Raw genomic sequence first — 12,126 nt, 5'->3', positions numbered from 1 at the left:
GTCACTTAATCCCATAACAGAATTTGCAGGTTCGGCTTGACCGTCACGGTCAGGCCGTTGGTGCCGCTTACCGGGGTTTGCGTGCCGCGTAGCGGGTCGTACAGGGTCGCACTGGTCAGCCCGGGCAAGTGCGCGTTGCCGCCCTCGGCCGCCCAGAAGAACCATAGCTTGTGGCCGTCGGCGCGGGTCCAGCCGATGCTGAACAGGCCGTCGGGCAATTGGTCGGCGGCCGGTGGGTCGGCCGGGCTCAGGCTGGGGCCGCTGACATCCAGGAAATACTTCAGCGCGGTGTAGACCGGCTTGGGGTTGGCGTCGATGTCGAGCAAGCCGTAGAACCTGTCGCGCACGCTGGCGCGTTGGTCCAGGTCGCTGAGGGTGAACAGGAAGATCCTGTCGAAATCCATCGCGCTCATCAGCGCCACGCGCCGCACCACGTAATCGGCCTGTTGTTGCGGGGTGATCAGGTCTTGCGCGTCTTTCGGCCCCGGGTAGGTCGACCAGCCCCACTCGGTGCTCCACAGCGCCTGCACGCCGCCGTTGCGCAGGGCCTGGTTGAGCGCGCTGGTCTTGGCAATCAAATCCAGGTTGGACGGGTCGTTGCCTTCGGGCAACTGGGTGTAGGGGTGATAGGACACCACCGTGTTCAGGCTGGCCACGCCGAGGGCGCCGAGGGCGTTGAACATGGTCTGGCCGTTGGGCATTTCGCTGAAAAACGCCATGCCGGCGGCCACCACGGGTTTCGCCGGATTCACCCCGCGCAAGGCGCTCGCCGTGGCGGTCAACAGGCTGGCATAACCCGCCGGGTCGGCCGCCGGACGCCAGAAGCCGAGCAGGTTGGGCTCGTTCCACACCTGCCAGGCGTCAACGCTGGGGTAGCGCTGGGACAGCAGCGCCATGCGTGTGGCGAACATGTTCGGATCGGCCGGCGGGTACTGGTCCTGATACGGCGCGCCGGCGGGCGCAGTGGTGGCGAAAGGGGCCGAACCGACCAGGTAGAACAGCGACTTGAGCTGGTTGTCTTGCAGCTTGCCGACCAACTGATCGAGGGTCGCGATCTGGTACTGGTTTTCCACGGGTTCCAGTTGATCCCAGTGCAGATCCAGGCGCACCCATTGCAGGCCCAGGGCCTTGAGGCGGTCGATCTGCAGCTGGTAGCGCGCGGGGCTGAACCACAGGAACTGTGCGTTCACCCCCAGGAAATCCTTCCACACCACCTCCTTGCTGCCCTTGAGCACATGGTTCTCGGCGTCGGCTGGGCGCCCCCACATAAACACGCCGAGGCCAAGGGCGGCGATCAACGCAAGGCTCGCCAGGTAGGCGTATCTACGTGCCATACGGGGCCCCCGCAATCGCCTGTTCAAACAGCTGCTTGAAGCGCTGCGCGGTCAGCGGCCACAGGCGTTCGCGGCCGATTTCCCCGGCACGTTCGGCCCAGTCCCGGACCAACGACGGCGTGCGTGCCAGGCGCAGCAATTGCGCGGTGAGGGCCGCGACGTCACCTTGTGGATAGATCGCGCCGTTGCCGCTGGCGACCTCTTCGGCAAACGCCCGCGCATCCGAGGTGATCGCCCCGCGCCCGCACGCGGCGGCCCAGGACAGGGCGCCACTGGTGCCACGTTGGCGCCCGAGCAGGCCGAGTTTTTTCGATTCGCGATACGGCAACACCATCACATGGTGCGCCTGGATCGTCTGCGCAATCTCGGCCGCCGGCAGGTTCAGCCGCCAGTCGAGGGTGTCGGTGAGGCCCAGTGCGGCGATCTGGCTGTTCAACTGCTCCAGGTAATTGCCGCCTGCGCCGAACGCCATCTCAGCGGCGGTGCCACCGGCCAGGGTCAGGCGCACGCGGCCGCGTAATTCGGGGGCTTGCTTGAACATGTCGGCCAGGGCTTGCAGCAGGTCTTCAATGCCTTTGCCGCGGTAGATAAAGCCGAAGTACAGCAGGTGTAGGGTGTCCAACGCCGGCAGCGGCGCGGGTGGGGTCGCCAGGTTGGCGTGGTTGATCACCGCGACTTTGCCGGGTGGCAATTGCATGCGCTGGGTCAGGCAGTCGGCGCCGAGGCGGGTGAGGGTGATCAGGCGGGTCAGGCCTCTGGCGACTTGGCGTTCTTCGCGCAAGGTCAGTGGGTCGGCCAGCACCACCGCTGCTTGTGGCAACGGGCTGGGCAGGCGTTCCAGCAGGTTCAGCGGGAAGGGCAGCCGCTCGCGCCGCCAGACGATACGCTCGGGGTCATGCACCGTGGCGGTCAACGGTAGGGTCGGATGAGCCTTGCGCAATTCGCGCAGGGCCAGGAACTCGCCGAGCCGCCCGCCGCCCAATTCGGCGTGGACCAGGTCGACGCTCTGCCAATTGAACGCGGCGATGGCCTGCTGGATCGCCTGGGTACTTCCCTGCGCGCCGCTCAACGGTGTCGCCACCGTCACGCCCAACTGCTCCAGCGCCGTCTTGAAATGGTTCGCATAGTCGGCGATGCCGTTTTTTTCCGGCGGCAAAGGAGCCAGCAGGGCAATGCGCATCAGAACGCCCCCCGGTACTTGGCGATGGTTCGCAGGACCTTGGCCGGTACTTCGAATTTACGCCGGTTGATGATGATGCCATCGACCTTGCCGAACGCGGTGTTGAGGATCGACAACGCGTGCTCCACCACTGGCACCGTGCTTTTATGCGCTTCCACCACCAGTGCGATCAGGTCGGCGCGGCGCAGGGTGACAAACGCGTCGCGGTTATCCAGCAGGCCCGAGGCATCCAGCAGCACCACTTCGCCAGGCTCCGCCGGGGCGAGGCCGCCGACCCGTACGTTCACGCCGTTTTCCAGCAGCAGATGGCGCAGTTGCTCGACCACAAAGGTCACGCCTTCGCCGTGCCGCGCCGAGGTCAGCCCCAGGGTCAGGCCGTTCTGCGCAATGCGATCGGGTTTGAGCTGGCTGTACAGCCGGTAGATGCTGGCGTGGAATGCGTTGGTACTTTGCACAGTGCTGGTATCCAGCTCCGGCAAGGTGGTCCACAGCCGCAGGCCGAACTTGCGCTCCACCAGGCCGCCATCGTGGATACGCTGGTCAAGCAGGTAGCACAGGTAGATCACCAGCAGGCCGACGACGATGGCAAACGGAACCGCCAACACCAGCATCACCAGGGTTTTGGGGAAGATTCGCCCAGGGTTCAGAGTGGCTTCTTCGATCACCGCGATGTTGCTGATCTGGCTGTTGTCCAGCTCTCGGTCGATGCGCGATTTTTCCAGGTTGTCCACGTACAGCGCGTAGTTGCGCTCGGTGGCGTTCAGCTCGCGGGACAGGCGCGCCAGCTCCGGTTCAACCTCCAGGGCTTGGGTGCGTTGCGTCTCCAGGTTCAGCAATTGCTTCTGCTGTTGCACCAGCTGCGTGCGCAGTGCCTTGTTGTTGCTGGTTTCATCCAGCAGCACGCGCTGCAAGTGGATTTCCAAGGTGTTCGGCGCGCGGTTTTCCGAGGCTTGCACCGTGTTGCTTTCGCTGGCGACCTGGACCCGCATCGCCTGGATCGAGGCGTCCAGGGCTTTGACCGGCGGCGCGTTGTCGGTGTAGGTGCGCATCATGTCGGCCTTCTCCAGCAGCTTCTGGTTGAGCAGGCGACGCAAGTCCTGCTGCTGCGGGTTCAGGGCGATCTGGCGAACGGTGGTGACTTCCTTGGGCTGGCTCTTGAGCTGGGTGCGCGTGCTCTCGATGGCGCTGTCGGAAGAGGCGATCAAGCGCGTGGTGTTGAAGGTCTCGCCGCGTAATACGTTGATGCGCTCGGACAAGTCTTCAAGGCGGTCGGTGATGCTCGCCGCACCGATCTCGTTGAGGTGCTTGAGGATCTGCTCCTTGTAGCTCTTGATCTCGCTGGCGCTGTTACTCACCTGGCCTTCGTAGAACACGTAGAGGCTCTTGCGGCCCAAGGCCTCGGTGCGTTCGTTGATGTAGGTTTCGACCCAGTCCTTGACCACCGCCTGGGCGATCTCCGGATCACCCCAGGTAAAGCTGATGTCCATCACCGTGGAGCCGGCGGCGTGGCTGACATCGAAGCTCTTTTCCAGGCTGGCGGCCAGGCGTTCCACCGGGGTGGTTTTTTCGATGATGCCGATGGTTTCCAGCACCACGCGGATGCCGTCGAACACTGCGCCGATGCCTTTCTTGACGTAGTGCTTGGTGACTTTCAAGAAGCCTTCCGGCGGCGGCGCGTTATCGATCACTTCCAGGTAGTGCTCGGCGACTGCGCGCACGATGGGCCGCCCGGTGAGCAGGCGCTCTTCGTCGACAATCGGGTCGCGCTGGGTGCTGGGCATCACCAGCGCCTGACGGTTGCTGATCTCGATCGGCAAGGTTGAATCGCGCCCCGGCTTGACCAGCAGGCGCGCGGTGGATTCGTACTTGGCCGGCAACAGGAACGCGCCGAGCAGGATGATCACCAGCGCGGCAATCGCCGCCAGCTTGAACTCGCGACGGAAGATGAAGAACAGGCGCAGAAGATCACGAAAAGAACGGATCTCGATCATGGGATGTCGCTCCTTTAGTTATTGCCGCCGCTGGTTCGGGTGTAGTTGTAGCCAACCCCGATCGACTTGGTGAACGGGATCAGTTGGTTCATGTAGGTATCCACCCCTTGGATGCGCTCGCCCACGTTGGATTTGGGCACGAACACCACATCACCGCGTTGCAGGTGCACGGGTTTGCGCCCGTTGGGGCCGGTGTTGAGCAACTGGCTGAAGTCCAGGAAGTACGCGCGATAGGCGCCCTGGGCGTCTTCGCGCAGCAACGCGACCATGCTCGCATTGCCCGCCGGGCTGACCCCGCCGGCGCCGAGGATGGCCTGTTCGAGGGTGTTGGCCGTGGCGATCTGCACCGCCGTCGGGTTGTTCACCGCACCGCCGACGATCACCGAGTTGCCCGGTGCCTGGTTGATGTTCACCGTCACCCGTGGCTCGCGATAGGTCTGCGCGAGCTTGCCGGTCAGTTCGGTGGCGAGTTCCGAAGGCTGGCGCCCGGCGACATGGATCGGCCCCAGGAACGGGTAGTTGATCTTGCCGTCGGTCTGCACCGTGTACAGCGTCAGCTCATAGATGGTGCTGACGTTGAACGCCGACAGCGTCGGCATCTCGCCGGCATCGCGGACGATGCGCAACTGATCGCCGACGCGGATGCGCTCCACCGCCGGCGGTAGTTGCGCAAGCTGTTCGAGGGCGCGTTTGCCGTCCTCGACCGCCTTGCTGTCTGGCGCGACGATGCGTGCCGGTGTATTGCAGGCGGCCAGGGCCAGCATGGCCAGGGCGAGCACGGTTCGTTTCATCACGGGGGACTTCCTCTGGGTCATGCTGCTCACCTCCAATAACCGGGAAACATGCTGATGCGCCGCTTGAGGGCGAGGGGCAGACGGCGTTCCAGGTGGCCCAGGCGGTAGCCGAGCAACTTGAAGGCGCTGCGCACCAGAACTTCGGGGACACGGTGCAAGGCGCCTGCCTTGCGCAACGCGGCAAGCTCGGCGAGTACGTAGCGCTTGCCTTCGCCCCCGGCGTCGCCAAAGGCTTGCTTGATCCACGGCTCGCGGCCGTAGAACACACCAATGTCGAAGTAGCGATGAAACTCATCCATGAGTTTGTAATCGTGGGAGTGATGCACCAGCGCCGTGGCGGCGTAGCGCACCTTGTAGCCGTCGAGCAGCATGCGGGCGGCGACGAAGGCGTCTTCGCTGCCGATCACGTCCCTGGGAAAACCACCCACCGCCTCCAGCGCACTGCGCCGGTACACGGAAAACGAGTCGGAGCTGAAGCAGGTCTTGATCCCCAACTCCGGCGCATCGGCCAGGCTTTTGCTGCGGCTCTGCGCGGGGTAGTTGAAGTGCCGTGACTGTGCGCCCAGCACCCCAGCGTCGGGGTGTGGCAACTGGCGACCGTAGGCCACCCCGTTGAGCGGGTCTTGTTGCAGCTCGTCGAGCAGGTTGGCGAAGGTTTCAGGGGCGGCGGGGATGGCGTCCTGGGTCATCACGATCAAGGCGTCGCCGTCCACTTGCGCGCTGGCCCAGCGCCGCGTGCCGCCGTGGTTGAAGTCGCGGGCGTCGATCACTTCGACCCGTGCGCCGAACGCACGAAAGCGTGCCACGGTGTCATCGCTGGAGGCGCTGTCCACCACCAGCATCTCGTCCGGTTGCAGGGTTTGCATGGCCAGCGCCGGCAGCAGCCGCGTCAGGTGGCTGGAGGCGTTGCGGGTCGGGATGATCAGTGACGTGCGCATATCATTTTTTCACCTCGGCCGGTGCGCGCCCGTAGATGTCGTCGAAACGCACGATGTCGTCCTCGCCCAGGTACTCGCCGCTCTGCACCTCGATCATCACCAGGTCGATGATGCCGGGGTTGGTCAGTCGGTGTTTGTGCCCGGCAGGGATGTAGGTGGACTCGTTGGCGTTGATCAGGAATTCACGCTCGCCATTGGTGATCTGCGCCGCGCCGCTGACCACCACCCAGTGTTCGCTGCGGTGGTGGTGCATCTGCAACGACAGCGACGCCTGGGGCTTGACCACGATGCGCTTGATCTTGAAGCGGCTGCTTTCCTCCAGCACGGTGTAGGTGCCCCATGGCCGGGTGACGGTGCGGTGCAGGCTGTATGCCGGATGGTTCTGGCGCTTGAGCTCGGCGACGATGTAGCGCACGTCCTGGCTGCGGTGGGCGTCGGCGATCAGCAACGCATCGGGGGTGTCGACGATGATCAGGTCACGCACGCCGACCGCGCCGAGCACGCGCTTGGGCGAGTCGATGTAGCAGTTATGCACGTCGTGCAAGATCGCTTCGCCATTGACCTGGTTGCCATGGGCATCGCTGGGGGTGAGCTGGCGCAGGGCTTCCCACGAGCCGATGTCGCTCCAGCCGATGTCGCAGGGCACCACCGCGACTTTGCGGGATTTCTCCATCAGGGCCACGTCGATGGAAATGTCCGGCGCGCTGCCGAATGCCTGTGCCTCCAGTTCGCGTTGGCGCGAGGTTTTGTTTTGCAGGCTCTGGCTGTGTTCCAGCGCAGCGCTGGCGGCGCTGAGCACGTCCGGCGCGTGGGTGCTGAGTTCGTCCACCAGGGTGCTGGCCTTGAAGCAGAACATGCCGGCGTTCCACAGGTGCTTGCCGCCGTCGAGGTAGCCTTGGGCGGTGGCCAGGTCGGGCTTTTCGACGAAGCGCTTGACCCGGAAGCCGGTGTCCAGCGCGTCGCCTTGTTCGATGTAGCCGAAGCCGGTTTCCGGGTGGTCGGGCTGGATGCCGAAGGTCACCAGGTAGCCGGCTTCGGCCAGGTCGCGGGCCTGGGTCACGGCAGCGGCAAACGCCACTTCGTTGAGGATCAAGTGGTCGGCGGGCATTACCAGCAACTGCGCGGCATCGCCAAAATGCTCCTGCACATGCAGCGCCGCCACCGCGATGGCCGCAGCCGTATTGCGCCCGAACGGCTCAAGCAACAGGTCCAGGGGCAGGTGGGCCTTGTTCACCCCACGGTAGTCGTCGAGGGTGCGAAACAGCAGGTCGCGGTTGGTCACCGTCAATACGCTTTCCACGCCGGGCAGTTTGGCGGCGCGCTGGAAGGTCTTTTGCAACAGGCTCTGGCCGTCACGCATGCGCATGAAGGGCTTGGGCATGTTCTGCCGCGACACTGGCCACAGCCGCGTACCCGAACCACCGGAAATGATGCAGGGGATTAATCCGTTGAGGGCATTCATCAATAGACTTCCTTGGTGGAAAGAACGGCCGGGACCGTCATGAAGACGATGTACAGGTCAAACCACACCGACCATTTGGAGATGTACTCCAGGTCATATTCGACACGTTTCTGGATCTTGAAGAGGGTATCGGTTTCACCCCGGTAGCCGTTGATCTGCGCCCAGCCGGTGATCCCCGGCTTGACCCGGTGGCGTGAACTGTATTCGCTCACCGCCACTTCGAACGGCACCCCGGCGGCTTTGGTGGCGGTGGCGTGGGGACGCGGGCCGACCATCGACATGTTGCCCAGCAGCACGTTGAACAGCTGCGGCAGCTCGTCGATGCTGGTCTTGCGGATGATCCGGCCGACGCGCGTGATGCGCGGGTCTTCGCGGGTGGTCTGGCGTTCGGCGGTGAAGTCGCTCTGGTCGGTGAACATCGAGCGGAACTTGAACACGCGGATCTCGTTGTCGTTATAGCCATAGCGGTTCTGGCGGAACAGCACCGGGCCTTTGGAGTCGAGCTTGATTGCAATCGCCGTCGCGACCATCACCGGCGACAGGCACACCAGCGCCAGGCTGGCCAGCAGCAGGTCTTCCAGGCGCTTGATGACAGGCGACCAGCCGCGCAGTGGCAACTGCGAGGTGTTGAACATCAGGATGCCGCCCACGTCGGTAATCTTGCTGTGCCCGTAGCGCAGGGCGGCCATGTCCGGCACCAGCATCACGTTCACCGACATCTGCCGCAAGCGGTTGACCAGCCCGTGGATACGCTGCTCGGCGGCCCACGGCAGGCAGATCATGACTTGGTTGACCTGCTCGGCACGGATCAGATTTTCCAGGTCACGGGTGTTGCCCAGCAAAGGCAGGTTGCTCAGCTCCTTGGGGATGCGCTCGGTGCGGTCGTCGATAAAACCGATCAGGCCAGATCGGATGTCGCCGTTGCGTTGCAGGTGGTCGGCGACGTGCACGGCAGTGTCGGTAAAGCCCAGGATCACCGTGCGTTGCAGGTATTTGCCCTTGCGCATCAGGTTGCGATACAGGCGCAGCATCATCAGGCGTTCCAGGCAGAACAGGCCCAGGCTGATGATGTACCACGCCAGCAGATTGCGCGGGGTCAATTGGGGGAACATCTGCAGGATCTGGTACATGAACAGCAGGATGCAGAACGCGGCCGACCAGGCTTTGATCTTGGTTTTCAGGCGCAGGCGGTTGCTGAACAATTCTTCGGAATAGATGCCCAGGGCCTGGAACAGGATGATCGTCAGGACCGCGAAAAATACCAGCAGGCCGATGAAGTGTGGGCGCAATTGGGGGTCCATCGGGTCGAGGAACAGCACCAGGACCAACGGCGGAAGGATGGCACTCAGGCCATGGATGAATTTGACGAAAACAACAAAAAATTCAACAAAACCTGCACGTGTTAAAAACAAACTGTCGACGCGCGACTTCTCTCGCATAAAACATCCCTCATTGCACTCCAGACTTTCTGCTCGGTTGTTGGATCAATAAGGCAGCATGCTGCTTATAGAGCCAAGTCGAACGACGGCCACTCTGGGTAATACGCAACTGTTCAATTCAAACAGCACTATCTGTTTGAATGGAACTTGCAGGGTCGTAATTAAAGGAGTGTTTCCTTGGTAAGCCTTGTCAACGAATTGACGATGGTGCGGATTGGCTTTTTAGGCGGTCTTAATGGTTTTTTTAGCGGCATTTTGTTGACAGTCCTTGTCCGTGCACTCGGTTTGGGTGTGTGATTTTGAGTGTAGGAACAAATGCAGGAATTTTCCTGCCAGCCGGTAAAACCTTTTTCGAACAGACGTAGGAAGGGGGGGCAATAAGGGAGGGGCAGGGCACGTTAAGTGCCCGGCCACCGGGACTTTCGCGGAATCAGAAGTTACCTTTCAAACTAACGGTGAAATTACGTGGTTCACCGTAGAAGTTGCCCCAGGAGGCGGTACCGACGGTGTTGTAATAAGTTTTATCAAATAGGTTCTTGCCGTTGAGTGCCACGGTCCAGGTGTCATCGATGCGGTACGCCACGCGGGCGTCCCAAGTCGCGTAACCGGCCTGCTCCAGCTTGATGGTCTGCATGCGGTAGTTGCTGCTCTGGGCGTTGACGCCGCTGCCCACGCTCCATTTCGACAGCGCGCCGTCGAGCTGGTAGTCACCCCAGACCCGCAGCATATGCCTGGGCACGTAGGTGTTGGATGAGCCGCCTTCGAGGGCGCTGTCGATGTTTTTCAGGGACTTGGTCTGGGTGTAGGTGTAACCGCCAGATACCTGCAAGCGCTCGAGCAATTCACCGCTGACTTCGGCCTCCACGCCCTGGGCACGCACCCTGGCGGTGTCGGTGTAGCAAAAGCCATCGGCAGAGGTTGCACAGAAGCTGGCGTAATCGGTTTCGGCGCCGTTTTTCTCGATGGCGCGGAACAGTGCCAGGGAACTGTTGAGGCGGCCGTCGAACCATTCGCCCTTGATGCCCAGCTCATAGTTATCGCCGATCTTCGGCTTGAGCGCGGCGCCATCGGCGGTGGCATAGGCGCTTTGCGGCTGGAAGATGTCTGCGTAGCTGGCGTATACCGACAGGTGCTCGTTGAGGTCATAGATCAGCGCGGCGAACGGCGTGACTTCGCCGGTTTCCCTGGAGCGCGCATCCTGCAGCGACCACTCGCCCCAGCCCAGGCTGTAGGACTGGCGACGGTTGTCGTACCAGCTCACGCGGCTGCCGGCAATGAACATCAACGGTTCGGCCAGGCGCAGGCGCAAGGTCGCGTAGGCGCCGTATTGGGTGGCGGTTTCCTTGATCGTGCTGCCGCGGTACATGTTCGGCCAGAAGGTGTTGTCGGCCGGCTCCGGCAAGTGGTGGTTGGGCGTGTAGATGCCCTGGCGCGTGGGCAGGTTCTGGATCGCGTACACATCGTCCTGGGTGCCACGGCTGCCGTTGGCGCCGAGGATCAGTTCGTGTTCCAGGCCGAACGCTTCGAACTTGCCGTCCAGGTAGGCGTCGAGGCCGTAGTCGCGGTGATCGTAGTCCATCAACGCGGCGTAGGAGAGGGCAGTGGGCGCTGGGTCGCCGTAGTTGATGGTGCCTTCGCTGGCAGCGTACTTGGTGTCTTGCAGGTTGCGACTGTGCACGGCCGCGACCTTGAGTTTCCAGTCATCGTTGAGCGCGTGGGTGAGGTCGACAAAGTACGTGGCGCGCCGGCTTTGCCAGTCGTTCCAGGATTGTCCCAGGCACGTCGAGCGGCTGAGGTTGGCGCTCTTGCCGTCGGCGTAGCGCGGCAGGCCGCCCCAGCATGGCGTGGCGTCGACATCTTCATAGCTGGCGCCGATGCCCAGGGTGGTGTCGGGGCTGAGGTCAACGTCGAGTGCGCCGTAGAATGCCTGGTCCTTGCGCTTGGCAATGTCCATGTAGGAACCGCGATCCTGCTGGCTGATCGCTGCGCGGCCACGCACGGTGCCGCTGTCATTGAGCGGGCCACCGGCGTCGACGTCGGCGCGATAGTTGTCCCACGTGCCGGCGGACAGCGACAGGCTGGTAGTGGGCTTGGCCTGGGGCCGCTTGCGTACGAAGTTCACCGCGCCGCTGGCGGTGCCGGCGCCCTTGAGCATGCCGGCGGCACCTTTGAGCACTTCCACGCGGTCATAAATCGCCATGTTGGCGCTGAAACTGTCGGCCTGGGCGTAGTCCTTGCCCATGTCCAGCGGTACGCCGTCGTACTGGTACTGGCCGAGCATCTTGAAACCACGGGAATAGAAATACTTGCCGCCCATGGGCGATTCGTAGCTGGTGATGCCGGGTGTGCGTTCCATCACGTCGTCGATGGTGGTGACGTTCTGGTCGTCCATCAGTTGGCGGGTCATCACGCTGACCGACTGTGGTGTTTCCCGCAGGCTGTGTTGGCCTTTGCCGATGGTCACCGCGCCGGTGGTGTAGGAACCGGTGCCCTCGGTGGTGGCGCCCAGGCGGTCGCCCGTGATCGTGGTTGCACCCAGGTTCAGCGCGCCGCTGTCGGCCACTTGCGGCAGTAGCAGCCAGGTGCTGTTGCCCTGGCGCTGGGCTTGCAGGCCCTGGCCACTGAGCAATTGGCCGAGCGCCTGCTCGCGGTCGAAACGGCCACTCAGGCCCGGGCTGGTCTTGCCGGCGACGCCTGTCGCGTCATACGACAGGCTGATACCGCCCTGGCGGGCGAACTGGTCAAGGGCGTGGGCCAGGGGGCCGGCGGCGATGTTCCAGTCCTGGGCCTGGTTGTCACTGGCCGGCGTATCGGCCAGCACGGCCAGGGGCAGGGCGCCGCCGCTCAGGCAGACGCCGAGCAAGGCGGCCTGCACTGCGCGCTTGAGAGGGGAACGGGGGGAGGGGAACGCTTGCATGACCGCGGGATGCTCCTGAAGGAAGTGAAAAGTACTGGCCTGTTGATCGGCCTTTCCTTACAGGTCGAGCG

The 12,126-nt window shown here is 63.2% G+C and carries 8 protein-coding genes; all 8 read right to left on the bottom strand.

What is annotated here, in order from left to right:
• Positions 1-5: 5 nt before the first annotated feature.
• Positions 6-1,334, bottom strand: a complete 1,329-nt coding sequence (locus tag LIY36_RS15185; RefSeq protein ID WP_226456170.1) for a GH39 family glycosyl hydrolase — start codon at positions 1,332-1,334, stop codon at positions 6-8.
• Positions 1,324-2,514, bottom strand: a complete 1,191-nt coding sequence (locus tag LIY36_RS15180; RefSeq protein WP_226456169.1) for a glycosyltransferase — start codon at positions 2,512-2,514, stop codon at positions 1,324-1,326. Before LIY36_RS15180 ends, LIY36_RS15185 begins: the two co-directional genes overlap by 11 nt.
• Positions 2,514-4,505 carry a GumC family protein gene (locus LIY36_RS15175; protein ID WP_226456168.1) on the bottom strand — a complete coding sequence of 664 codons (1,992 nt, stop codon included), beginning with the start codon at positions 4,503-4,505 and terminating at the stop codon, positions 2,514-2,516. The genes LIY36_RS15180 and LIY36_RS15175 overlap by 1 nt, the downstream gene beginning before the upstream one ends.
• Positions 4,506-4,519: 14 nt before the next feature.
• On the bottom strand, positions 4,520-5,296 hold the full coding sequence (locus LIY36_RS15170; RefSeq protein WP_192300422.1) for a polysaccharide biosynthesis/export family protein: 777 nt from the start codon (positions 5,294-5,296) through the stop codon (positions 4,520-4,522).
• 29 nt (positions 5,297-5,325) lie between these two features.
• A complete protein-coding gene (locus LIY36_RS15165; protein ID WP_226456167.1) occupies positions 5,326-6,237 on the bottom strand; it encodes a glycosyltransferase family 2 protein in 912 nt (303 codons plus the stop codon).
• A 1-nt stretch (position 6,238) separates the two neighbouring features.
• On the bottom strand, positions 6,239-7,699 hold the full coding sequence (locus LIY36_RS15160) for a mannose-1-phosphate guanylyltransferase/mannose-6-phosphate isomerase (RefSeq protein WP_192300305.1): 1,461 nt from the start codon (positions 7,697-7,699) through the stop codon (positions 6,239-6,241).
• Entirely contained in the window at positions 7,699-9,138 is a 1,440-nt protein-coding gene (locus LIY36_RS15155) for an undecaprenyl-phosphate glucose phosphotransferase (RefSeq protein WP_192300306.1), read from the bottom strand. Before LIY36_RS15155 ends, LIY36_RS15160 begins: the two co-directional genes overlap by 1 nt.
• Positions 9,139-9,568: 430 nt before the next feature.
• Entirely contained in the window at positions 9,569-12,055 is a 2,487-nt protein-coding gene (locus LIY36_RS15150; RefSeq protein ID WP_226456166.1) for a TonB-dependent siderophore receptor, read from the bottom strand.
• Positions 12,056-12,126: the final 71 nt, after the last annotated feature.

Origin of the sequence: Pseudomonas sp. AF03-9 (genome assembly GCF_020515815.1) — a bacterium.
Lineage (GTDB): Bacteria > Pseudomonadota > Gammaproteobacteria > Pseudomonadales > Pseudomonadaceae > Aquipseudomonas.
Note: the sequence above shows the minus strand (reverse complement) of the source record. Positions and strands in the feature narration are given on the sequence as shown.

Bases quoted from the DNA above. Each gene is read 5' to 3' on its own strand.
- LIY36_RS15185 (WP_226456170.1), bottom strand. From the start codon at position 1,334: ATGGCACGTAGATACGCCTACCTGGCGAGCCTTGCGTTGATCGCCGCC.
- LIY36_RS15175 (WP_226456168.1), bottom strand. From the start codon at position 4,505: ATGATCGAGATCCGTTCTTTTCGTGATCTTCTGCGCCTGTTCTTCATC.
- LIY36_RS15155 (WP_192300306.1), bottom strand. From the start codon at position 9,138: ATGCGAGAGAAGTCGCGCGTCGACAGTTTGTTTTTAACACGTGCAGGT.
- LIY36_RS15160 (WP_192300305.1), bottom strand. From the start codon at position 7,699: ATGAATGCCCTCAACGGATTAATCCCCTGCATCATTTCCGGTGGTTCG.
- LIY36_RS15150 (WP_226456166.1), bottom strand. From the start codon at position 12,055: ATGCAAGCGTTCCCCTCCCCCCGTTCCCCTCTCAAGCGCGCAGTGCAG.
- LIY36_RS15165 (WP_226456167.1), bottom strand. From the start codon at position 6,237: ATGCGCACGTCACTGATCATCCCGACCCGCAACGCCTCCAGCCACCTG.
- LIY36_RS15180 (WP_226456169.1), bottom strand. From the start codon at position 2,514: ATGCGCATTGCCCTGCTGGCTCCTTTGCCGCCGGAAAAAAACGGCATC.
- LIY36_RS15170 (WP_192300422.1), bottom strand. From the start codon at position 5,296: ATGAAACGAACCGTGCTCGCCCTGGCCATGCTGGCCCTGGCCGCCTGC.